The organism is Variovorax trehalosi (assembly GCF_051216415.1).
In the GTDB taxonomy this organism is placed as follows: Bacteria; Pseudomonadota; Gammaproteobacteria; order Burkholderiales; family Burkholderiaceae_C; genus Variovorax.
Window position 1 is genome coordinate 262,937 of sequence record NZ_JBPJZG010000007.1, and the last position, 22,958, is coordinate 285,894.

General features: G+C 68.0%; 22 protein-coding genes. 16 read left to right on the forward strand and 6 right to left on the reverse strand.

The window, feature by feature from the left end:
- Positions 1-3 precede the first annotated feature (3 nt).
- The 4 genes from ureC (at position 4) to ureG (ending at position 3,796) form a co-directional block, all read left to right on the forward strand.
- A complete protein-coding gene (gene ureC / locus ACSFA7_RS25985; protein WP_435502018.1) occupies positions 4-1,722 on the forward strand; it encodes an urease subunit alpha in 1,719 nt (572 codons plus the stop codon).
- A gap of 90 nt (positions 1,723-1,812) precedes the next feature.
- Entirely contained in the window at positions 1,813-2,436 is a 624-nt protein-coding gene (gene ureE, locus ACSFA7_RS25990; RefSeq protein WP_435502019.1) for an urease accessory protein UreE, read from the forward strand.
- 1 nt (position 2,437) lies between these two features.
- Entirely contained in the window at positions 2,438-3,127 is a 690-nt protein-coding gene (locus ACSFA7_RS25995) for an urease accessory protein UreF (protein ID WP_435502126.1), read from the forward strand.
- Positions 3,128-3,145: 18 nt separating this feature from the next.
- Positions 3,146-3,796, forward strand: a complete 651-nt coding sequence (gene ureG, locus ACSFA7_RS26000) for an urease accessory protein UreG (protein ID WP_013543232.1) — start codon at positions 3,146-3,148, stop codon at positions 3,794-3,796.
- Between the two features lie 9 nt (positions 3,797-3,805).
- On the opposite strand, the gene ACSFA7_RS26005 is transcribed toward ureG, so the two are convergent.
- From ACSFA7_RS26005 to ACSFA7_RS26020, 4 genes are all read right to left on the reverse strand, one after another.
- Positions 3,806-4,333, reverse strand: coding sequence for a hypothetical protein (locus ACSFA7_RS26005; protein WP_435502020.1), 528 nt, complete (start codon positions 4,331-4,333; stop codon positions 3,806-3,808).
- A gap of 74 nt (positions 4,334-4,407) precedes the next feature.
- Positions 4,408-5,001 carry a sensor histidine kinase gene (locus ACSFA7_RS26010; RefSeq protein ID WP_435502021.1) on the reverse strand — a complete coding sequence of 198 codons (594 nt, stop codon included), beginning with the start codon at positions 4,999-5,001 and terminating at the stop codon, positions 4,408-4,410.
- Between the two features lie 15 nt (positions 5,002-5,016).
- Positions 5,017-5,313, reverse strand: coding sequence for a hypothetical protein (locus ACSFA7_RS26015; protein WP_435502022.1), 297 nt, complete (start codon positions 5,311-5,313; stop codon positions 5,017-5,019).
- A gap of 80 nt (positions 5,314-5,393) precedes the next feature.
- Positions 5,394-6,545, reverse strand: coding sequence for a porin (locus ACSFA7_RS26020; protein ID WP_435502023.1), 1,152 nt, complete (start codon positions 6,543-6,545; stop codon positions 5,394-5,396).
- Between the two features lie 427 nt (positions 6,546-6,972).
- Here ACSFA7_RS26020 and ACSFA7_RS26025 point away from each other — a divergent pair, with 427 nt between their 5' ends.
- From ACSFA7_RS26025 to ACSFA7_RS26035, 3 genes are all read left to right on the forward strand, one after another.
- Positions 6,973-7,629, forward strand: a complete 657-nt coding sequence (locus ACSFA7_RS26025) for a nuclease-related domain-containing protein (protein WP_435502024.1) — start codon at positions 6,973-6,975, stop codon at positions 7,627-7,629.
- Between the two features lie 66 nt (positions 7,630-7,695).
- Positions 7,696-10,098: an outer membrane protein assembly factor BamA gene (bamA, locus tag ACSFA7_RS26030; protein ID WP_435502025.1), complete on the forward strand. Its 2,403-nt coding sequence runs from the start codon at positions 7,696-7,698 to the stop codon at positions 10,096-10,098.
- Positions 10,099-10,114: 16 nt separating this feature from the next.
- Complete coding sequence (locus ACSFA7_RS26035) at positions 10,115-10,798, forward strand: response regulator (protein ID WP_435502026.1); 684 nt, start codon at positions 10,115-10,117, stop codon at positions 10,796-10,798.
- Here ACSFA7_RS26035 and ACSFA7_RS26040 read toward each other — a convergent pair.
- Together ACSFA7_RS26040 and ACSFA7_RS26045 are read right to left on the reverse strand one after the other, a co-directional pair.
- Entirely contained in the window at positions 10,759-11,070 is a 312-nt protein-coding gene (locus ACSFA7_RS26040) for a hypothetical protein (protein WP_435502027.1), read from the reverse strand. The two genes, ACSFA7_RS26035 and ACSFA7_RS26040, sit on opposite strands and share 40 nt — an antisense overlap.
- A gap of 36 nt (positions 11,071-11,106) precedes the next feature.
- A complete protein-coding gene (locus tag ACSFA7_RS26045; RefSeq protein ID WP_435502028.1) occupies positions 11,107-11,244 on the reverse strand; it encodes a hypothetical protein in 138 nt (45 codons plus the stop codon).
- A 292-nt stretch (positions 11,245-11,536) separates the two neighbouring features.
- Between ACSFA7_RS26045 and ACSFA7_RS26050 the strand changes: the two genes are divergently transcribed.
- The 9 genes from ACSFA7_RS26050 to ACSFA7_RS26090 all read left to right on the forward strand — a co-directional run bounded on the left by ACSFA7_RS26050 (position 11,537) and on the right by ACSFA7_RS26090 (position 22,954).
- Complete coding sequence (locus ACSFA7_RS26050) at positions 11,537-13,129, forward strand: ATP-binding protein (RefSeq protein ID WP_435502029.1); 1,593 nt, start codon at positions 11,537-11,539, stop codon at positions 13,127-13,129.
- The gene (locus ACSFA7_RS26055) at positions 13,126-13,821 is read left to right on the forward strand and encodes a response regulator (protein ID WP_435502030.1); all 696 of its coding nucleotides are present in this window, start codon (positions 13,126-13,128) and stop codon (positions 13,819-13,821) included. Before ACSFA7_RS26050 ends, ACSFA7_RS26055 begins: the two co-directional genes overlap by 4 nt.
- Before the next feature lie 43 nt (positions 13,822-13,864).
- The gene (yccS, locus tag ACSFA7_RS26060) at positions 13,865-16,075 is read left to right on the forward strand and encodes a YccS family putative transporter (RefSeq protein WP_435502031.1); all 2,211 of its coding nucleotides are present in this window, start codon (positions 13,865-13,867) and stop codon (positions 16,073-16,075) included.
- A 76-nt stretch (positions 16,076-16,151) separates the two neighbouring features.
- Positions 16,152-16,517, forward strand: coding sequence for a hypothetical protein (locus tag ACSFA7_RS26065; RefSeq protein ID WP_435502032.1), 366 nt, complete (start codon positions 16,152-16,154; stop codon positions 16,515-16,517).
- A 154-nt stretch (positions 16,518-16,671) separates the two neighbouring features.
- Complete coding sequence (locus tag ACSFA7_RS26070; protein ID WP_206175240.1) at positions 16,672-17,370, forward strand: Bax inhibitor-1/YccA family protein; 699 nt, start codon at positions 16,672-16,674, stop codon at positions 17,368-17,370.
- A gap of 21 nt (positions 17,371-17,391) precedes the next feature.
- Positions 17,392-17,937 (forward strand): Rrf2 family transcriptional regulator, encoded by a 546-nt coding sequence (locus tag ACSFA7_RS26075; RefSeq protein WP_435502033.1) that lies wholly within the window; start codon positions 17,392-17,394, stop codon positions 17,935-17,937.
- Between the two features lie 275 nt (positions 17,938-18,212).
- Positions 18,213-19,355: an efflux RND transporter periplasmic adaptor subunit gene (locus tag ACSFA7_RS26080; RefSeq protein WP_435502034.1), complete on the forward strand. Its 1,143-nt coding sequence runs from the start codon at positions 18,213-18,215 to the stop codon at positions 19,353-19,355.
- Between the two features lie 21 nt (positions 19,356-19,376).
- Positions 19,377-22,502, forward strand: a complete 3,126-nt coding sequence (locus ACSFA7_RS26085) for an efflux RND transporter permease subunit (RefSeq protein ID WP_435502127.1) — start codon at positions 19,377-19,379, stop codon at positions 22,500-22,502.
- Positions 22,503-22,603: 101 nt separating this feature from the next.
- Positions 22,604-22,954 carry a hypothetical protein gene (locus ACSFA7_RS26090; RefSeq protein WP_435502035.1) on the forward strand — a complete coding sequence of 117 codons (351 nt, stop codon included), beginning with the start codon at positions 22,604-22,606 and terminating at the stop codon, positions 22,952-22,954.
- The last annotated feature ends 4 nt before the right edge of the window (positions 22,955-22,958 follow it).

The following is a 22,958-nucleotide window of genomic DNA, read 5'->3' on the forward strand; positions in this document are numbered from 1 at the left end:
AACATGGCCACCATCGGGCGACGCGCCTATGCAGAAATCTTCGGCCCCACCGTGGGCGACCGGGTTCGCCTGGCTGACACCGAACTGCTGATCGAAGTCGAGGCCGACTACACGCTGCGCGCCGGCGGCTACGGCGAAGAGGTGAAGTTCGGCGGCGGCAAGACCATCCGCGACGGCATGGCCCAATCGCAGCGCACCCGCGCGCAAGGCGCGGTCGACACCGTGCTCACCAATGCGCTGATCCTCGACCACTGGGGCATCGTGAAAGCCGACATCGGCCTCAAGGACGGCCGCATCGCCGCCATCGGCAAGGCCGGCAACCCCGACGTGCAACCGGGCGTGGACATCGTCATCGGCCCCGGCACCGAAATCATCAGCTGCGAAGGCAACATCGTCACCGCGGGCGGCATCGACAGCCACATCCATTTCATCTGCCCGCAGCAGATCGAGGAGGCGCTGTCTTCCGGCGTGACCACCATGCTCGGCGGCGGCACCGGCCCCGCCACCGGCACCTTCGCGACCACGGCCACGCCCGGCCCCTGGCACATCGAGCGCATGCTGCAGGCCGCCGATGCGTTCCCGATGAACCTGGGCTTCCTCGGCAAGGGCAATGCGAGCCTGCCGGCTGCGCTGCACGAGCAGATCGAGGCCGGCGTCATCGGCCTCAAGCTGCATGAAGACTGGGGCACCACGCCCGCCGCGATCAGCAACTGCCTCGACGTGGCCGACGCCACCGACACGCAGGTGGCGATCCACAGCGACACGCTCAACGAATCGGGCTTTGTCGAGAACACCATCGCGGCCGTCGGCGGCCGCGCGATCTGCGCCTTCCACACCGAAGGCGCGGGCGGCGGCCATGCACCCGACATCCTGCGCGTGGTGGGCGAGGCCAACTTCCTGCCCTCTTCCACCAACCCCACAATGCCCTACACCGTGAACACGCTCGACGAACACGTCGACATGCTCATGGTGTGCCACCACCTGGATGCCGGCATCGCCGAAGACCTGGCCTTTGCCGAGTCGCGCATCCGCAAGGAAACCATCGCCGCCGAAGACGTGCTGCACGACCTGGGCGCGATCAGCATGTTCAGCTCCGACAGCCAGGCCATGGGTCGCGTCGGCGAAGTGATCATCCGCACCTGGCAGACCGCGCACAAGATGAAGGTGCAGCGCGGCACGCTGTCCGAGGACAGCGAACGCAACGACAACTTCCGCGCGAAGCGCTACGTCGCCAAGTACACGATCAACCCGGCAATCGCACACGGCATCGCGCACGAGGTCGGCTCGCTCGAGGTCGGCAAGTGGGCCGACATCGTGATCTGGAAGCCCGCCTTCTTCGGCGTGAAGCCCTTCACCATCCTCAAGGGCGGCACGATTGCGATGGCGGCGATGGGCGATCCGAGCGCGTCGATTCCGACACCGCAACCGGTGCACTTCCGGCCGATGTTCGGCGCGTATGGCGGCTCGCTCGCGAAGAGTTCGCTGACCTTCGTCTCGCAGGCCGGACTGGCTTCGGGCATCAAGGAGCGCTACGGTCTGGCCAAGCACCTGAGCGCGGTGAAGAACATCCGCAACGTGCGCAAGAAAGACCTGATCCACAACGGCTATGCGCCGAAGATGGAAATCGATGCGCAGACCTACGCGGTGCGCGCCGATGGGCACCTGCTGACCTGCGAGCCGGCGAAGCTGCTGCCGATGGCGCAACGGTATTTCCTGTTCTGAAGCCAGGGCATGCGCCTGCTTGACAGGCTGCGTATCCTCGAAGGTATTCATCCAGCCAGCGGGCGCCTCCGGGCGCTCCTTTTTCGCAACATGCTCACCGTCAACAAACTCATGCCGCAGGGCCGGGGCCTCGCGCCCGTGCTGCTCAAGCGCGCCGCCACCATCGAACTCGACTGGGACGTCCGCCAGAAAAGCCGCTTCGACGCCACCGATTCGCAAGGCCGGCAGATCGGCATCTTCCTGCCGCGCGGCACCGCGGTGCGCGGCGGCGACGTGCTGGTGGCCGAAGACGGCTCGCTGATCCGCGTCATCGCGGCGCCGCAGCCCGTGCTGCGCATCACGCACTGCACGGCCCACGGCACACCGTTCGACCTGACGCGCGCGGCCTACCACCTCGGCAACCGGCATGTGCCGATCGAGCTCAAGCCCGATCACCTCAAGATCGAACCCGACCATGTGCTGGCCGACATGCTGCGCTCGATGCACCTGATCGTCGTCGCGGTAGAAGAAGCCTTCGAGCCCGAGGGCGGCGCCTATGGTTCGCACGAACATGGCCACAGCGGTCATGACCATCACGGCCATGACCACGACCACGGTCATTCGCACGGCGCCAGCAAAGGCCCGAAGCCGCTCGTGCTCGCGCCGGAACTGCTCGATGACCATGCCGACCATCCGCACGGTCACGACCACGGTCACCACGGCCACTCCCACTGACATGCCCGGCCCGGCCGACGCCCCCAGCGCCCACAGTCTCCTGCAGCTCATCTGGCTGGCCTCCCCGGCCTTGCCCGTGGGCGGCTTCTCCTACTCCGAAGGTGTCGAGGCGGCGGTGGAGTGGGCCGGCGTCGATTCCGAAGCCAAGGCCACCGAGTGGCTCGCCGACCAGTTGCACCTGAGCTTCGCGCGCGGCGACCTCGCGCTGGTCGCACAAGCCATCCCCGCCTGGCGCGCGAACGACGCGCCGCGCATCCGCCAGCTCAACGCATGGGTCATGAGCACCCGCGAATCCGCCGAGTTCTTCCTGCAGACCGAGCAGATGGGCCGCTCCTTCGTCGAGTGGCTCAAGCTGCATCACGCAGACACGGCCGAGGTCTTCAAGGATCTGCCCGCGAGCTATCCCGTGGCCTTTGCCTTTGCGCTCAGCCGCACGGGCGCCACGGTGCACGACGGGTGCCTGGCCTTCGCCTTCGGCTGGGCCGAGAACATGGTGGCGGCCGCCGTCAAGGCCGTGCCGCTGGGCCAGAGCGCTGGCCAGCGCATCCTCGCGCGCCTGGCCAACGAAATCCCCGCGGCCGTCGACCGTGCGATGAAGCTGGGCGACGACGAACGCCAGGCCTTCGCGCCCCTTCTGGCCGTGCTGTCGGCCCGCCATGAAACACAATATTCCCGCCTCTTTCGAAGCTGACCGAACCGGACAACGCCCATGACCTCCGCCCTTCACCACATCCCCCACCGCACCAAGAGACTGCCCCCGCTGCGCGTGGGCATCGGCGGCCCCGTCGGCTCCGGCAAGACCACGCTGCTCGAAATGCTCTGCAAGGCGATGCGCGACAAGTACGACCTCGTCGCGATCACCAACGACATCTACACCAAGGAAGACCAGCGCCTCCTCACCGTGGCCGGCGCACTGCCCGCCGAACGCATCATGGGCGTGGAAACCGGCGGCTGCCCGCACACCGCGATCCGCGAGGACGCGTCGATCAACCTCGAGGCCATCGACCGCATGCTCGAGGACTTTCCGGATGCCGACGTGGTGTTCGTCGAATCGGGCGGCGACAACCTCGCAGCCACCTTCAGCCCCGAGCTGTCGGACCTCACGATCTACGTGATCGACGTGGCGGCCGGCGAGAAGATCCCGCGCAAGGGCGGCCCCGGCATCACCAAGAGCGACCTGTTCGTGATCAACAAGATCGACCTTGCGCCCTACGTCGGCGCGAGCCTGGAAGTGATGGAGCAGGACACGCAGCGCATGCGCCGCCAGCGGCCTTACGTGATGACGAACCTCAAGACCCACACGGGCGTGGCCGAGGTGGTGGCCTTCATCGAGCAGCGCGGCATGCTCACCGAAGGCTGACAGGCTCGCTCAGAGTTCGCTGCCGTCCCGCAGCTGCCGCGCCTTGTAGACCAGGCGCACGCTCGCGCGGCGCGGGTCGCTCACCTGCTGCACATAGACATCGGTATCGCCGCTCGTCCAGGCGGCATAGGCGCTGCCCGGATCGTGCGACGCGAGTTCGTTGCCGAACACGCCGCGTCCCCATTGCACGATCTGGCCGAATGCGGAGGCGCCGTTGTCGGCCACCGCCTGCGCAGTGGCCACGTATTCGACGCGCCGCAATTCCGAAGCCGCAAAGAAAAAGGTCGGCTCGAACGTCAACCCCGCCATTTCGACGGGTGCCGCGCGCCAGCTTCCGAGCAGGCCACCGGTCAGCCGCTGCGGACGCTGCACGCGTTCGGCCGCAGGCAATGCAGCCTGCAACTCATCGACCGTCATGCCGAGCCGCACGCCCGGCGGCAAGGCTTGCGCATGCAGCGCACCGGCAACGAGAAAAATCGCGCTCGCGGCGAGCACACGAACAAAGGACGAGAGGACTGGAATTCGCACGTTCGGCATCGGAAGGAAAAGCGGCGGCACCGTGGGACCGCGAGTATGACGCGGAGTTCCATGGCGCCGCCAGCCCGCTGTCTTCAGCGTGCCGCGGCGTACCCGTGCAACGGCAGCCGCAGCGTCAGGCCCAGTGCGCCATCGGCATGCGGCGCCGAGTAGATGCGGCCGCCGTGATTGCTGGCGATGCGCTCGCACACCCGTGCGCTGGCCTGCGAAGCGGCATCGAGTGCATCGAAGAACCGCGCGAGCGGTGGCCGCACATCGTCTGCATCGAGATCGCGCCAATGAACGACGGCATGCCCGCGTTCCACGCGCGCGGAAACCTGCAGCGTCGCACCGGCGGCCATCACGCTCGCCGCGTGCGCCGCGACCTTGGCCAGCAGTTCGCACAGCTCCGCCTGAATGGCGAAGATGTGCACGGCTTCGGACGGAAGCTGGATGTCGAAGCGAATGCCTGCAACGTCCGGCGTTCTGTCGAGCAGTGGCCGCAGGTCCTGCACGCTGCTCGCCAGCATCTTCTGCCGCGCATCGTTTCTCGCCAGCGCCGCCGCATCGCGAGCCCTTGCGCCGGCCCGCATGTTCGCAATCATCAGCGAGCCCATCATCGCGACCACGGCGACCAGGCCGAAGAGAATGCCCACCGCGATGGCGAGCCCGAGGTTGCCTGAGTACATGGGTGCAACCTCTCTTCAACGCGCCGCGGGCGCACGGAATTCCAGCGCACCCGAGGCCCCGCGCTCGCAAGTGCCCGACAGCGCATCCGCACGCGGCCCCGGCAGCGCAGGCCGGGCACCTTCGGGCTGGCCTTCGCACAGATCCCATGCCGCCATCGGCGGCCCGCGATGCTCGAAGGACATCGGAAAGGGCGGCGGCCCGCCGCGAAACATCGGTGGCGGCCCGGGCAGCACGGGCGGCGGCAGCACGATGCAACCCGACAGGCCGGCTGCCGCCAGTACGCTCGCGAGGTGATGGATTCGTCGCGTCATTTTTTGAATCAGCTCATGGCGTTGGCCGCCCGTCCGCATGCGACAGGGCGAACGCCCCGTCGCACCGGCCGGGTGCGTCGTCAGAACGCGTGGCGGATGCCGAAGTCGTAGCCCGTCGACGAACGCGGCAGGCCCGTGTAGCCCACGCCGCTGCCGCCGAAGCCCGTCGTGCTCGCGGCAGTGAGGCTGCCGGTGTAGGCCGCGTCGTTGCGGTTGTTCACGCGCGCGATGGTGGCGTACAGCGCGGTGCGCTTGGAGAGGTTGTGCACATAGCCGATCGCGAACTTGTTGACGCGCGGGTCTTCGCCGGTGATGCCGACGGCGCCTTCGTCGTAGCGCACCGTGGAGTACGACGCACGGATCAGGCCCGCACCCACCGGCATGCTCGCACCGATGAGGTAGCCGTTGTAGCTGTCGCGGCTGTTGCCGGCAGCAAGGTCGAACTTGTTCTTCACGTTCGAGAGCTCGCCGAACAGCTTGACAGGGCCGAAGTCGTACGACGCGCCGAGGTTGATGGTCTGCACCTTGCGCGTGAGCGAGGTGGTGTCGACCGCGACGTTCTGGCCCACCGCCAATGCGATGTCGAGCGGCCCGTTCGCGTAGCCGAAACGGCCACCGACGTAGCGGCCCGCGCTGCTGCTGGTCGTGGTGTCGGCGGTGGTGGTCTTGGTGTTCTCGTTCAGGCTGTACTGCACCTGGCCATAGAAGCCGCCGAGGTTCGGCGGCAGGAAGTAGCCGACCATGTTGCTCGCACGCGCATAGTTCGCATTGCCCAGGCCGCTGCTGCCGCCCACCGTGTTGATGACGCTGGTGCCCGAGCCGTTGGTGCCGAACGGATCGAACACCGTGTCGTTCCAGAAGGTGGCCGTGTAGTCGCGACCCAGCCGCAGTTCACCGAAGCCACCGGAGAGGCTGACGGTGGAGCGGCGGTTGAAGTTGGCGATGCCGGTCGCGCCGTCGTCGTTGCTGATCGGCGCTTCGAGCCAGAAGCTGGCGGCCAGGCCGCCGCCCAGGTCTTCCGTGCCGCGAAAGCCGATGCGGCTGGAGTTGTAGCCGGAGTTGGCAAGACTCCATTGGCTCTGCTTGCTGCTCGCACCTGTGACCGGGTCGCGCGACGTGGCGCTCTGGTAGCTCACGCCGGCATCGATGACGCCGAACAGGGTGACGGACGATTGGGCAGAGGCCAGGCCGGTGACGGCCAGCGCGGCGAGTGCCGTGAGGGATTTCTTCATTCAGGTTTCTCCGGGTTTTCAGCTGCTCTACATCGAGCGGCTGAACGGATGGTCTCGTTCAAATTTGGAGGAATCTGGTGGACGCCGCGTGCTTTGCACACGGTGTTGTTTTGAGCGCACTCGCCGCTACGCGAGCGGCCGACGGCATCAAAGCCACGACATGCGCGCGGTCTGCGCTGCGGCGCTGCGTGCCCCTCTGTGCCGCCGAGGAGCGCAGCGTTTCGCGGATCAGGGCTCGCAGCTGTTTGAGCCGAAGGCGAGTTCTGCGAGACCCCGCGAAACGCGAGCACCGCAGGGAAGCCGCGAAGCGGCCGGCACAGCGGGGCACGCAGCGTCGCAGCGCAGACCGCGCGCCACCCTTTCAAAGCGCACGTACTAAAAATCTCCCAAAAGCAAAGCAATGCTTCGCCATCCCGAAGGAGTCCACATGACCATTGTTTTGCAAAGCACCGTCGCCGCATCGCTGGGCATTCAGCAGTTGGCGAATGCATTCACCCCTGCCTTTTCGCACCTGCGCATTCTTCGCAACCTCATCATCCCGATGCCTTCGGGATGCGCGGTTCCCACGGCGCGCATCGACGCCGTCATCGTGTGCGAGACCGGCGTGTACCTCTTCGAGATCAAGGCGTGGCGCAACGCCTTCGTCTACCGCAAGAAATCCGAGGAGGCTCCGCCGCGCTGGTTTCTCCGACTCAACGGATGCAAGCGCGCACGCGAAGTGAAAGACCCCGCATGGCAAGGCGGCCGCAAGACGACGCAGCTGCGCAGCCTGCTGCCCGATGACCTGCGCCTGCAGTACTTCGTGCTCCTGCCCTGCGAAGGCGTCGAGCTCGAAGGCGTCATGCCCGCCGCCGTCATCACGCAGCAAGACCTGCCCTACATCGCGCGGCTCGTGCGCAACAACGGACGCACCGCGCGCACCTATCCGCTGCTCGATGCCCACGCCGTCGAACGCACCGTGCAGCGGCTGCTCGACATCCAGGGCGACCTGTCCATGGAAACGCATCTGCAGAACTGCCGGGAAAGAAGTGAACAGCAGATCTCCATGCAATGGCCCGCCATGAACACGATGGGCCTGCAGTAACGCGCTTTACCAAACGGGCTGGATAGCGTCCCACATTTCTCCGACATTGGCAGAGACCATGCGGCGATGCATCTCCCCAAGTCCCTTGCGGCCATCGCTGCACTGTTCATCTCGATGGCCGCTGTTCCCGCATGGGCCGCCACGCCGTTCACCGTTCGCGACATCCGGCTCGAAGGCCTGCAACGCGTCGAACCCGGCACCGTCTTCTCGACGCTTGGCATCAAGGCCGGCGACAACTACAGCGACGAGCGCGGCAGCGCGGCCATCCGCGCGCTGTTCGAGCTGGGCTTGTTCAAGGACGTGCGCATCGATGTCGACGGCAATGTGCTCGTCGTCATCGTGGAAGAACGTCCCACCGTCGCCGATGTCGACTTCGTCGGTACCAAGGAATTCGAGAAGAGCGCACTCCAGAAGGCCTTGCGCGAGATCGGCCTCGCCGAAGGCCGCCCCTACGACAAGGCACTGGCCGACCGCGCCGAGCAGGAGCTCAAGCGCCAGTACGTCAGCCGCAGCCTCTACAACGCCGAGGTCGTGACCACCGTCACGCCGCTGGAGCGCAACCGCGTCAACCTCACGTTCACCGTCGTCGAAGGCGAGTCCGCGCGCATCAAGAGCGTACGCGTCGTCGGCAACAAGGCCTTCAGCGAAAGCACGCTCCTTGACCTGTTCGACCAGGACAGCGGCGGCTGGCTCGCCTGGTACACCAAGTCGAACCAGTATTCGCGCAGCAAGCTCGCCGCCGACCAGGAAACGCTGCGCTCCTACTACCTCACCCGCGGCTTCCTGGAGTTCCGCATCGACTCCACGCAGGTCGCCATCTCGCCGGACCGGCAATCGCTCGATCTCACAATCAACATCACCGAGGGCGAAAAGTTCGCAGTGGCCGGCGTGCGGCTCGAAGGCAACTACTTCGGCCGCGAAGACGAGTTCAAGACGCTCGTGACGGTGCGCCCCGGCGCGCCCTACAACGGCGAGGACGTGGCCGCCACCACCAAGGCCTTCACCGATTACTTCGGGACCTTCGGCTACGCCTTCGCGCGCGTGAAGGCCGAGCCCGACATCGATCGCACCCACAACCGCGTCACGATGGTGCTGAAGGCCGAACCCGCGCGACGCGTGTACGTGCGGCGCCTGAACATCGGCGGCAACGCGCGCACGCGCGACGAGGTGATCCGCCGCGAGTTCCGCCAGTTCGAAGGCGCCTGGTACGACGGCAACAAGATCAAGCTCTCGCGCGACCGCGTCGACCGCCTGGGCTACTTCACCGAAGTGAACGTCGAGACCACCGAGGTGCCCGGCAGCAACGACCAGATCGACCTCACGGTCAACGTGGCCGAGAAGCCCACCGGCTCGCTGCAGCTGGGCGCGGGCTACTCGTCGACAGACAAGATCTCGCTCACCTTTGGCATCACGCAGGAGAACGTGTTCGGCTCGGGCAACTACCTCGGGCTGCAGGTCAACACCAGTTCGTACAACCGCTCGATCTCGCTCACCGCCACCGATCCGTATTTCACGAAGGACGGCATCTCGCGCACGATCAACGTCTTCCACACCACCACACGGCCCTACTACGAGGCCGATGGCAACTACAAGCTCGCGAGCGACGGCGGCTCGGTGCGTTTCGGGCTGCCGGTGGGCGAGCTGGACACGGTGTTCCTGGGCATCGGCGTGGAGCGCTATTCGTTCACGCCCGGCACCAACGGCGCGTACACGCTGGTCGACGGCTCCTACGTCTACACCGGCACGCCGCAGGCCTACCTGGACTACTTCAAGTGCACGGGCACCGCGCCGAGCGTGGTGTGCACCGGCAGCAATGTGGTGGGCATTCCCGCGACGGTGGGCTGGTCGCGCGACGACCGCGACAGCGCGCTGGTGCCGACCACCGGCCGGCTGCAGCGCGCGAACCTCGAGGTGGGCGTAGGCAGCGCGCTGCGCTACCTGAAGACCGACTACCAGTACCAGCAATACTTCGCGCTCTCCAAGCAATACACGCTGGCCATCAACGGCCAGCTCGGCTATGCGAAGGCGCTGGGCGGCAGCACCTTCCCGATCTTCAAGAACTTCTATGCGGGCGGGCTCGGCTCGATCCGCGGCTTCGAGCAGAACTCGCTCGGGCCGGTCGATGCGGTCACGGGCGGTTCGCTGGGCGGCACGCGCAAGGCGATCTTCAACATGGAGTTCAGCACGCCGTTTCCCGGCGCGGGCAACGACCGGTCGCTCAGGCTCTACACCTTTCTCGATGCGGGCAACGTGTTCGCCGACCGCACGGCAAGCATGACCGATGCGCAGTGGAAGGCGCAGAACCGCATCCGCGCATCGGCGGGCCTGGGCATCAGCTGGATCTCGCCGCTGGGGCCGCTGCGGCTCGCGTACGCGGTGCCGCTGGCGTACCAGAAGGTGGACACCGCCAACGGCATCGCGGCGGACCGCACGCAGCGTTTCCAGTTCCAGATCGGAACCTCCTTTTGAGAAAAGGGACAACGCCATGAGCCGCATCCTGATGGTCGAAGACGGCCGCGACAACGCCTCGGCGCTGCTGGACCACCTCTACAACGCCGGCCACGAGGTCGAGCACATCGGGGACGGCGCGGCAGCACTCGACCGCATCCTGAGTTCGCCGCCCGCACTCACGCTGCTCGACGTGGTGCTGCCGCAGATCGACGGCCTGCAGGTGCTGCAGAAGGTGCGCTCGCACAGCGACCATCCGATCATCATGCTGACGGCACGCACACGCGAGGTCGACCGCCTGCGCGGGCTCGACCTGGGCGCCGACGACTATGTCTGCAAACCGTTCTCGCCGCGCGAAGTGGTGGCGCGCGTGCACACGGTGCTGCGCCGCCATGCGCAGCGCGACGGTGCTTCTGCGGCGCCGTCGAAGTCGGTGTCGTTCCGGGACGCGCATGGCGGCGCGCACCTGGAGGGGCACGCGCTCGACCTCACGCGCCGCGAGCTCCTGCTGCTGCGCACACTGTCGCGCGATCCGGGGCGGGTGTTCACGCGCTCGAAGCTGCTGGAGGCGGCGTTTCCGGAAGCGCTGGACGTGAACGAACGCGCGGTCGACGGGCACATCAAGAACCTGCGCAAGAAGCTCACGGCCGTGTCGCCTTCGCACGGCTGGATCCGCTCGATCTACGGCGTGGGCTTCAGCTTCGCGGAGCGGCCCGCCTGAACGCGGCACGCGGTATCGCGCTGCACGGCATCGAGCGGCGTGGCGGGGCCGGTGCGCATGATGGGCGCCAGGGTCGAAAGGCTCGAGGCACTCGCGTTGCGCCGCCCGGCCTCGTGGCGATCGACGCATCCACTCTCGCGTACAGCGACGAGAACCCCCAGCGCGAGGCTACTGAAGGCCAGCAGGCCCACGAGGCGCTGTATCAGCGGCAACCCACCGGTCGATGGCGTCGCCACGGGATGCATCCAGGCGGTTTCGCTGTGAGACGGCATCGAATGCTCAGTCTTTGGTGGATTGCACGTTGCCGTTCATGCGTTTTCCTCCCCGGCATCGATGCCCGGCTTCGCAGGGCGGGTGGCGCGCGCCTCCGCCCAGACGACCAGCAGCGTCCATACATGGGTGACCAACCAGAAGATCGCCGTGAGCCACAGCAGGAGCAAGTCCATGCCCGGGTCGGACCAGAGATCGGCCCACGACCAGGCGGGGCGTGCCGGTGTGCAGTGCGCCGGACTGGCCCAGGCCAATGCAGCGGCCGTGAGGGCGTGAAGGAGTCTTCTGGGAAGGCGAGGCGTGGCCGGGTTCATGGGCACGCATCGTGCGTTTCGAATCGGGAGAAATGTGGGAGCAGGTTCTCCCAGATTCCTCCACATTTGCCCGCCATGATCCGCCGCTTGCCTATGACGCCCGCCTGCCCGAAACGCATGTCGCAGAATGCGGCCATGCCTTCCTGAGAAGCCCATGCCGCGTCTGACCCTCTCCCGCAAGATCTTCCTGGCGCTGGCCGCCTTGCTGGTCGTGTTGCTGCTCAGCTTCGTGGGCTTCTCCATCATCGCGCTGCAGCGGGGCCTGGGGGCCTACGTCGCCGAGATCGAGATCCGGCGCATGGACTGGCTCTCGCAGCTCCTCTTGAAGCACTACGTCGCCAACGGCGACTGGAAGAAGCTGCGCGACAACGACGAGGCCTGGCACCGCCTGCGCATGGGCCAGTTGGCGATCGTGCTCGACGGCGCGGCCAGCCCCGACGACCGGCGGCTTCCGCCCTGGTACGAACGCCGCACGCAGGGCACCACCCGGCTCGAAGGCGACCCCGACAACGGAGCGCCCCCGCCGCTGCCACCGGCCTCCTCTTCTGCGGCCTCGCCGCAGCTGGACCTGCTGCCCCGGCGCTTCTCGATGCCGCCGCCGCCCTGGTTCTTTCCCGACCCGCGCTCGGCGGCCGATTCGATCTACCAGCGCCTGGCCGTGCTCGACGCGCAGGGCAAGCCGGTGGTCGGCGCCACCATCGATTTCGAAAATGCCGCGCGCCTGCCGATCCGGCGCGGGCGCTCGGTCGTCGGCTACCTGGCGCTCGCGCCCGCGCAGGGCTTCGAGAGCGAAGCGGACCGGGCTTTCCTCGCGCGCCAGTCCGGCGTGATCGCGCTCACCGGCATGTGCGGCCTGGCCTTTGCGCTGGTGCTGTCGTGGCTGCTCGCGCGCCGCTGGTTCAAGCCCATCGATGCACTGACGCAAGCCGCGCAGGACGTGGCGCGCGGACGGCTCTCCACGCGCGTGACGGTCCATGGCTCCGACGAACTCGCGCTGCTGGGCAAGACCTTCAACGACATGGCGCAGCGCCTGGACAAGGTCGAGGCCTCGCGGCGCGCCTGGCTGGCCGACGCGGCGCACGAGCTGCGCACGCCGCTTGCGGCGATGCGCGCGGAAATCGAGGCGCTGCAGGACGGCGTACGCACCTTCGACGAACGCACCGCGCTGCGCATGCACCGGCAGGTGATCCGCCTCGGCCAGCTGGTCGACGACCTGCGCAGCAGCATGCGCGAGCCGCAGAACGACCTGCTCACCACCGCGGTGTTTCCGCTCACGCTGCTGAAGGAAGCGCTCGACCACACGCGCGACCGCTTCGCTCAGCGCGGCATCGCGGTCGACCGGGAGGCGATCGACCGCATCGCCGCATCGGCCCAGCCGGTGATCGACGGCGATGCGCACCGGCTGCACCAGGTCTTCATGAACCTGCTGGAGAACACGCTGGCCTACACCGACGCCGGCGGCCAGTTGCGCATCGATGTGACCGTTGAAGGCGCATGGACCGGCAACTGCCTCACGCTGCTGTTCGACGACAGCGCGCCGGGCGTGTCCGACGAAGAAATTCCACGGCTCTTCGACCGCCTGTTCCGCGGCGAAACCTCGCGCAGCCGCGCGCTCGGCGGCTCGGGCCTCGGCCTCTCGATCTGCCGCGCGACCATCGAGGCGCACGGCGGCAGCATCGAAGCGGCCGCCTCGCCGCTCGGCGGGCTGCGCATGACCATCACCCTTCCGCTGGCAGCAACCGCATGACACGCATCGTCATCGTCGAGGACGAGATCGACATCGCCTCGGTGGTACAGGACTACCTGCGCCACGCCGGCTACGAGACCGAGCACTTCACCGACGGGCAGAGCGCGCTCGAAAGCATCGTCGCCTCGCCGCCCGACCTGACGCTGCTGGACATCATGCTGCCCCGGCTGGACGGCATCGAGGTGCTGCGCCGCGCGCGCGAGCACACGGCGCATCCGATCATCATGCTCACTGCGCGCATCGAGGAGGTCGACCGCCTGCTCGGCCTGGAGCTCGGCGCGGACGATTACGTGTGCAAGCCCTTCTCGCCGCGCGAGCTGGTGGCGCGGGTGCGTGCCGTGCTGCGACGCACGGCGCCCGGGAATGTGCCCGGGCAGCCCCCGCGCGACGACGCGCCGGGCCTCGTGCTCGACGACGTGCACTGGCGCGCTTCGCTCGAAGGCACGCCGCTGAACCTCACGCGCCGCGAGTTCGGGCTGCTGCAGGTGCTGTCGCGACACCCGGGGCGCATCTTCTCGCGCGCACGGCTGCTGGAGCTCGCCTACGACGACACGGTGGACGTGACCGAGCGCGCGATCGACAGCCACGTGAAGAACCTGCGCCGCAAGCTGGGCGCGGTATCGCCTTCGCACGACTGGATCCGGTCGGTGTATGGCGTGGGCTTCGCGTGGGAGGCGCCGCCGCAGGCCTGACAGGCCCTCCGCGCCGTGGCATGCATCGTGCAAGATCGCGGCCATGCTCCCCCTGTCTCCCGATGCGCTGCGCCAGCGCCTGCGTTCCTTTGCCTCTCGCGCGCAGCCGCTGCGCATTCTTCTCACGCTCGGCAGCCTGATGGCGGTGTGCGGCTACACCGGCCACCCCGATGCGGTGATCCCGCTGTTCCTGGGCGCCATCGCAAGCGCACTCGCCGAGACCGACGACAGCTGGCGCGGGCGTTTTCGCGCGCAGCTCGTGACGCTCGCATGCTTCGCGGTGGTGTCGTTCTCGGTCGAGGCGCTGTTCGGCCGGCCGGTGCTCTTCATCGCGGGGCTGGCGTTCGCAGCCTTCTGGCTCACGATGCTGGGCGCGGTGGAAGCGCGCTACAAGGCCATCGCCTATGCCACGCTGATCCTCGCGATGTACGCGACGCTCGGCATCGAGAACCAGGCCACGCATGGGCATGACGGCGGGCGCGAGCCCTTGCTGCTGCTCGCCGGTGCCGCGTGGTATGGCGTCTTCTCGGTGCTGTGGTGTGCGGCCTTTCCAGCGCAGCCGGTGCAGGCGCGGCTGGTCACGCTCTTCACCGTGCTTGGCAACTTCGTGCGCTTCAAGGCATCGCTCTTCGAGCCGCTGCGCGGCATCGACATCGAACAGAAGCGCCTGTCGCTCGCGCAACTCAATGCCGAGGTGGTGACCGAGCTGAATGCCGCGAAGGAAAGCATCTTCCGCCGCATCGGTGCGCGGGCACCGACCGGGCGCATCTCGCGCTACCGCGGGCTCTACCTGATCGCGCAGGACGTGCATGAACGCGCAAGCTCCTCGCACGACGACTACAACGCGCTGGCCGACGCCTTCTTCCACAGCGACCTTTTGTACCGCTGCCAGCGCGTGCTCGGCCTGCAGGGGCTGGCCTGCCGGCGGCTGGCCGTCTCGATCGCGCGACGCGAGCCTTTCGAGGTGGGCGAGGAAACCGTGCAGGCGCTGGCCGACCTGCGCGGCGCCATCGAACACGAGCGGGCGCGTGCGACCGCCCCCGAGCGGCTCGCACTGCTCGCCTCGGTGGAAGCGCTCGCGCGCAATCTCGCGCAGCTCGATGGGCAACTCGCCGGTGCGAGCCAGCCGTCGGCCCGCGCCGGTCGGACCGAGATGGGCCTGTTCAACCGCTCGCCGCGCTCCTGGCGCGATGCGGTGGAGCGCGTGCGGCGGCAGCTCACGCCGCGCTCGCCGCTGTTCCGCCATGCGCTGCGGCTGGCGATTGCGCTCGCCGTGGGCTACGGCGTGATGCAGGTCATCCATCCCGCGCAGGGCTACTGGATCCTGCTGACCACGCTGTTCGTCTGCCAGCAGACGTTTGGTGACACGGTCTCGCGCATGGGCCAGCGCATCGCCGGCACGGCCCTGGGCGTGGTGGCCGGCTGGGCGCTGCTGCAGCTCTTTCCTCAGCCGCTGGTGCAGTCGGTGATCGCGGTGGTGGCCGGGGTGCTGTTCTTCGCGACGCGCGCCACGCGCTACCTGCTCGCAACGGCCGCGATGACGCTGCTGGTGCTGATGTGCTTCAACCAGGTGGGCGACAGCGGCCTCCTGCTCGTGCCGCGGCTGGTCGACACCGCCATCGGCAGCGCGATCGCCGGCCTCGCGGTGCTGCTGGTGCTGCCGCACTGGCAGGCGCGGCGCATCAACGAGCTGGCGGCCACGGCCATGCGCAGCCATGCGGGGTATCTGCGCCGGATCGTCGAGCAGTACCGCACCGGTCCGCTCGACCATCTCGACTACCGGCTCGCGCGCCGCAACGACCACAACGCCGACGCGGCGCTCTCCACGGCGGTGTCCGACATGTTCCGCGAGCCGGGCTACGTGCGGCCGCGCGCGGGCATCGCGCTGCGCTTTCTCATCCGCTCGCACACGCTCCTGAGCTACCTGTCGGCGCTCGGCGCGCACCGCGCCGCGCTGCCCGATTCGCCGCACATGGCGGTGCTGCGCGACGCGGCCGAGGGCGCGGCAGCGGCGCTCGATGCGCTGGCCGGCGGGCTGCAGGGCGGCGCGATCGCGGACGATCCCGCCGCCGAACCCGCCCTGCGCGCCGCCCTCGCGGCCGCCGTGGCGCCGGCGGGCGATGCCGGCGCGGCGGAACGCACCATCCACACCGAACTGGCGCTGGTCTGGCTGCAGATCGACGCGCTGCGCACCCACGCGCGCGAGTGGCTGCAGCCCGGGGATGACGCGACGCCCGCCACCCTGGAACCCTGAAACGTCCAACCCCCGGGCTGGGCGAAACAACCCGCCAGAAGGCCAGTCAGGTTGCGCCGGGTAAAATCGCGGCTTCATGTCACGCTGGTTCGCCGCTACTGTCCTCACCCTCATGTTGTCCTGCTACGGCCTTGCCGTGTTCGCGCAGGGCCTGATGGGCGCCGGGCATCCCGCGCATGCGAGCGCCGACATGCAGACCTGCGCAACAGCCAGCATGTCGTTCTCCGATGCATTCGTGAGTGACGCCATGGACCTGGCGGACGAACTCCCCTCCCATGACGAGGCGGGCTCCGAGCATGTCGAGCTGGTCGATGCCCGCCATCCTGTGGCGATGCCGCTTTTTCTCTCTGAACAGCCGCGCGGCCTCGCTCTGACGCCCGCGCTCTCGCCTCTCCTCGATCGGCCCAAGCGGCCACCTCGCGGCACCGCCCTGGTCGCCTAAGGCTCCGCCTCGACCTGGAGCCTTTGCGGCTCCTGCCTTTCCGATCCGACCGCATCGCCGCACGCCGGCAAGGCGCTCGCATCGCGAACACACCGCTTCTCCCGTGCCACTACCGCGTTCCCGTTTCGTCGGGACGCCCGATCAAGGAATCAGAATGAACAACGGTCAACCCACCTACCACCCCGGCTTCGACGCACCGATCGCGTCGGCCCAGGAACGCAACCGCGTCCTTCGCAACACCTACTGGCTGCTCGCGCTGTCGATGGTGCCCACCGTGCTCGGCGCCTGGATCGGCGTCTCCACCGGCCTCGCGCGCGCCATGTCGCCGGGCATTGGCCTCATGGTGTTCCTCGGCGGCGCCTTCGGCTTCATGTACGCCATCGAGAAGACCAAGAACTCGGCCGCCGGCGTGCCGGTGCTGCTGGCCTTCACCTTCTTCATGGGGCTGATGCTGTCGCGCCTCGTGGGCTCGGTGCTGGGTCTCTCGAACGGTGCGAACCTGGTGATGACGGCCTTTGCCGGCACCGGCGCGATCTTCCTGGGCATGGCCACGCTGTCGTCGGTCATCAAGCGCGACCTGTCGGCCATGGGCAAGTGGCTCTTCATCGGCGCCATCCTGCTGCTGGTGGCCGGCATCGCCAACTTCTTCATCCAGTCGAGCGCACTGATGATGACGCTGGCAGTCGCCGCCATCGGCATCTTCTCGGCCTTCATCCTGCACGACCTGAAGCGCGTGAAGGACGGCCTGGAGACCAACTACATCTCCGCCACGCTGGGTGTCTATCTCAGCATCTACAACGTGTTCCAGGCACTGCTGGCCCTCTTGGGCATGGGCGGCGGCCGGGACGAGTAACGCTCAAGAAGGGAACCTTCCATGCGCCTCACCACCAAGGGCCGCTTTGCGGTCACCGCGATGATCGACATCGCACTGCACGGCCGCTCGGGCCCGGTCACGCTGGCCTCGATCAGCCTGCGCCAGCGGGTCTCGCTGTCGTACCTGGAACTGCTGTTTGCCAAGCTGCGCCGCAACGACCTGGTCGAATCGACGCGCGGCCCGGGCGGCGGCTATTCGCTCAGCCGCAAGGCCGCGCTCATCAGCGTGGCGGACATCGTGCTCTCCATCGAGGACCACGGCACCGAGACCACGCGCCGCCGCGCAGGCGCGGATGTGGACGACTCCGGCCGCTGCGAGGTCGAGGAGCTCTGGGCCTCGGTCAACCTGCGGGCGGTCGAGTTCCTGAAATCGATCTCGCTGCAGAGCCTGGTCGACGAGCAGAAGGCCAAGGGCGTGCAAGCCTCCACCAGTGTGGCCGGCAGCAGGCGGACCACCGTCGTCGGCACGCCGGTGCGCAAGCCGTTCGTCGTGGACGCGCCGAACTCGGTGTTCGCACTGGGCCGGCGCCAGCAGCGCGCCGGTTAGTTACAGTTCTGCCTCACCGCGCGAGCGGCGAATCGGAAGTCCCCCATAGCCAGACCGCCGGCCATCGCGCCGGCGCCCCGCCAACGATCCGGGCAGCCGCAAGGCTGTGCCACCGTTGGCTTTTTTCGTTTGCTTGCCCCTACAGAGGCCGTGCCCATGCGTCGTATGGCGCCACAGCGCCCCAGGCAGAATGCACCATTCAGGTGCGAAATTGATGCGCAACCGGGGTTTTCCCGGGCTGCGCCGGACAGCCTCGCACCGCGATTCCAGACGCCATGAACTCCAAGCTCCTGCTCTCCCTTTCCCTGCTCGCCTCGCTCGCGCTCGCGGCCTGCGGCGGCAAGCCAGCCCCCGCCGACGACGCACCGGGCGAAGTCGGGGTGGTGACGCTGCACGCCGGCGACGTGCCGGTGCTCACCGAACTCGCAGGGCGCACCGCCGCTTTCCGCGTGTCGGAGGTGCGGCCGCAGGTCAACGGCATCGTGCGCAAGCGCCTCTTCGAGGAAGGCGGCATGGTCCGTGCGGGACAGGTGCTCTACGAGATCGAGCCCGGCCCGTTCGAGGCCGCGCACGAACAGGCACAGGCCTCGCTGGCCACCGCCCAGGCCGGCATCGCGAGCCTGCGCAGCAAGGCCGAGCGCCATGGCGAACTCGTCAAGGCCAATGCGGTCAGCCGGCAGGAGCACGACGAGGCCCAGGCCGCGCTCGCGCAGGCCCAGGCGGGGGTGAAGGCCGCACAGGCAGCGGTGAAGGCGGCGCGCATCAATCTCGAATTCACGCGCATCACCGCGCCCATCGCGGGGCGCATCGGGCGCTCGTCCATCACCGAAGGCGCACTCGTCGCACCCGGGCAGGCGGCGGCGCTGGCGACGATCCAGCGGCTCGACCCGATCTACGTCGACGTCATCCAGTCGAGCCTGGAGCTCACGAAGCTCAAGCGCCGTTTCATCTCGGGCGACATGGCGCCGGCCAGCACGCGCGTGACGCTGCGCATGGAAGACGGCCTGCCGTATCCGCACGAAGGCACGCTGAAGTTCACCGAGGTCGGCGTCGATGCCGCGACCGGCTCGGTCACGCTGCGCGCGGAGTTTCCGAACCCGCAAGGCCTGCTGCTGCCGGGCATGTACGTGCGCGCGCAGGTCGAGGCCGGCGTGGAACGCCACGCCATCCTCGCGCCCCAGCGCGGCGTGAGCCGCAACGAGAAGGGCGAGCCCACTGCGCTGGTGGTCGGCACGGACGACAAGGTCGAACTGCGGCCGCTCGAAGTGCGCAGCGCGGCAGGCGACCAGTGGATCGTGACCCGGGGCCTGCGCGAAGGCGACCGCCTCGTGGTCGACGGACTGCAGCGCGCGCGCCCCGGCGAGAAGGTCAAGCCGGTGCCGGTGTCCCTCGAGGCGGCCACCGCCGCAGCCGAATAAGAAGACAAGCAGACAGTCGTGATCGCGAATTTCTTCATCCAGCGCCCGGTCTTCGCCTGGGTCATTGCCATCCTCATCATGCTGGCCGGCGGCGTGGCCATCCGCACGCTGCCGGTGTCGCAGTACCCGGACATCGCGCCGCCCACCGTCGTGGTCTCCGCCAACTACCCCGGCGCCTCGGCGCAGGCGCTGGAGAGCAGCGTCACGCAGGTCATCGAGCAGCAGCTCAAGGGCATCGACGGCCTGATGTACTTCAAGTCGACCAGCAGTTCTGCCGGCTGGGCAGAGATCAGCGTCACCTTCCGCCAGGGCATCGATCCCGACACCGCGCAGGTACAGGTGCAGAACAAGGTCAACCAGGCCACGAGTCGCCTGCCGCAGGCGGTGCAGCAACAGGGCCTGACGGTCGCGAAGTCGCAGAACAACTTCCTCCTGATCGTGGCGCTCTACGACGAGACCGACCGCCGCACCGACACCGACATCGCCGACTGGATGGCCAGCAACCTGCGCGATCCGATCAGCCGTGTCGACGGCGTGGGCTCGGTGCAGGCCTTCGGTGCGGCGTATGCGATGCGCATCTGGCTCGATCCGCACCGGCTCGCGAGCTACCAGCTGATGCCGTCCGACGTCACCGCCGCCATCACCGCGCAGAACACGCAGGTGTCGGTGGGCGAGATCGGCGCGCGGCCCTCGTCGGCAAAGCAGCAACTCAACGCCACGGTCACAGCACTCTCGCGGCTGCAGACGCCCGAACAGTTCCGCGACATCGTGCTCAAGACGCAGGCCGACGGCGCCGTGGTGAGGCTGGGCGACGTGGCACGCGTGGAAATCGGCAGCGAGTCGTACACCGAAACCACGCGCCTGAACGGCCATCCGGCCGCGGGCTCGGCCGTGATGCTGGCGCCGGGCGCCAACGCGCTCACCACCGCGAATGCGGTGAAGGCACGCATCGCCGAACTCGAGGCGTCGCTGCCTGCAGGGTTGCGCGTGGCGTATGCGGAAGACACGACGCGCTTCGTGAAGATCTCGATCAAGTCGGTCATCAAGACGCTGCTCGAAGCCATCGCGCTGGTGGTGGCCGTGATGTTCCTGTTTTTGCAGAACTGGCGCGCCACGGTGATCCCCGCGATCACCGTGCCGGTGGTGCTGCTCGGCACCTTCGGCGTGCTCGCGGCCTTCGGCTATTCGATCAACGTGCTGACGCTGTTCGGCATGGTGCTGGCCATCGGGCTCCTGGTGGACGACGCCATCGTCGTGGTGGAGAACGTCGAGCGCGTGATGCACGAAGAAGGGCTCGACGCGAAGGCGGCCACCATCAAGTCGATGGGCGAGATCACCGGCGCGCTGGTGGGCATCGCGGTGGTGGTGTCGGCGGTGTTCCTGCCGATGACGTTTTTCGGCGGCTCGGTGGGCGTGATCTACCGGCAGTTCTCGGTGACGATCATCGCGTCGATGGTGCTCTCGGTGGTAGTGGCCATCGTGCTGATTCCAGCGCTCTGCGCGCGCTTCCTGAAAGCGGGCACGGCGCCGCGCACAAGAGGCTTTCTGGGTGCGTTCAACCGCCGCTTCGATGCTGCGCAGGGGCGCTACGTCGGGCTGCTGGGCCGCATGCTGCGCAAGCCCCTGCGCTTCACCGCCGTCTACCTCGCCATCGTGGCCGGCATGGGTGCGCTCTATCTCGGCCTGCCTGGCGGCTTTCTGCCCGAAGAAGACCAGGGCAGCGTGATGGTGCAGCTCACGCTGCCGGCGGGCGCCACGCAGGGCCGCACCGATGCCGTGAACCGCGCCGTCGAGAAACACTTTCTCGAAACCGAGAAGGACACCACCGACACCATCTTCACGATCTCGGGCTGGAGTTACAGCGGCTCGGGGCAGAACCAGGGCATGGCCTTCGTCTCGCTCAAGGACTGGTCCGAGCGCAGCGGCGCGGACAAGCGCGCGCACGCCATCAGCGAGCGCGCCGGCACCGCGCTCTCGGCGCAGCAGCGCGACGCCGAGGTCCACGGCATGGTGCCGCCGCCGATCGAAGGACTGGGCGAATCCAACGGCTTCGAGTTCTGGCTGCAGGACACCTCCGGCATGGGATCGGCGCGCCTCGTGCAGGTGCGCGAACAGCTCGTGCGCGACGCGAAGAAGGACACGCGCCTGCAGTCCGTGCGCGCCAACAGCATCGCCAACACGCCGCAACTGCAGGTCGACATCGATCAGCTCAAGGCCTCGGCGCTGCGGCTCTCGCTGGACGATGTGAACACCACGCTGGGCGTGGCCTGGGGCGGCAGCTACGTCAACGACTTCATCGATCGCGGCCGCGTGAAGCGCGTGTACGTGCAGGCCGATGCGCCCTACCGCTCGGCACCGGAAGACATCCGCCAGTGGTCGGTGCGCGGCGCCACCGGCGCGATGACGCCCTTCTCGGCCTTCGCCACCACGCGCTGGAACCAGGGCGCCTCGCAGCTGGAGCGCTACAACGGCCTGCCGGCCGTGCAGATCCAGGGCGCCGCCGCGCAGGGCACGAGCTCGGGCACGGCCATGGCGGCCATCGAGACCGTCGCGAAGAAGCAGAGCGGCACGGGCTACGCATGGAGCGGCCTCTCCTACCAGGAGCGCCTGTCGGGCGGGCAGGCGCCGCTCCTGTTCGCGCTGTCGATCCTCGTGGTGTTCCTGTGCCTGGCGGCGCTCTACGAGAGCTGGTCGGTGCCGTTCTCGGTGATGCTGGTCATTCCGCTGGGCGTGCTCGGCGCGGTGATCGCGGCGGCGCTGCGCGGGCTGTCGAACGACATCTACTTCCAGGTCGGCCTGCTCGCGACCATCGGGCTGTCGGCCAAGAACGCGATCCTGATCATCGAGTTCGCGGAGGCGGCGCTGCGGCGCGGCGTGCCGCTGCTCGAAGCGGTGGCCGAAGGCGCGCGCCTGCGGCTGCGGCCCATCCTGATGACCTCGCTCGCATTCCTGGCCGGGGTGATTCCGCTGGCCCTCGCGACCGGTGCGGGCTCGGGCAGCCAGACGGCGATCGGCACCGGCGTGTTCGGTGGGGTGCTTGCTGCGACGGCGCTGGGGATCTTCTTCGTGCCGCTGTTCTATCTGCTGGTGAAACGGGTGGCCGCACGGTGGAGTGGACGCAAGGCGAGCCCGGCGCACGCCGCATGACGCGCGCTGTTTTTGCGCCTTTTTTACGCGCGACCCGATAGGCTGCCCGCTCCGGCTTCGCTTTCCGAAGCAATACACAGCGCAGCCGTCGGAGCGTTGAAATGCAAGCAAGACAAAGCCTCTGGTCCCGCTTTGCGGGATGGGCGAACGCGGCGCGGCAGCCGCAAGACATGACCCTGGAATGGACCTGCTGCGGCACGCCCGGGCGCGAGCCCACCGAGGCGTACCTCGGCCGCGTCGACGGGTACGAACTCACGATCCATTCGTGCGTTCACTGCGGCGCTCTCTGGTTGCAGGTGCAGTCCGTGGCGACCACGGTGACGCGGTCCGAGCCCCTGGCCGGGCCGGATGCGGAAGCCTTTCTCGCGGCAGCCCCTGGCACCGAACGGCGCGCGGTGATGCGTACCTGGCTTCAGCGGCATCTGCAACCGGCGGGGGCTCGCCTTCCGTGAGGCG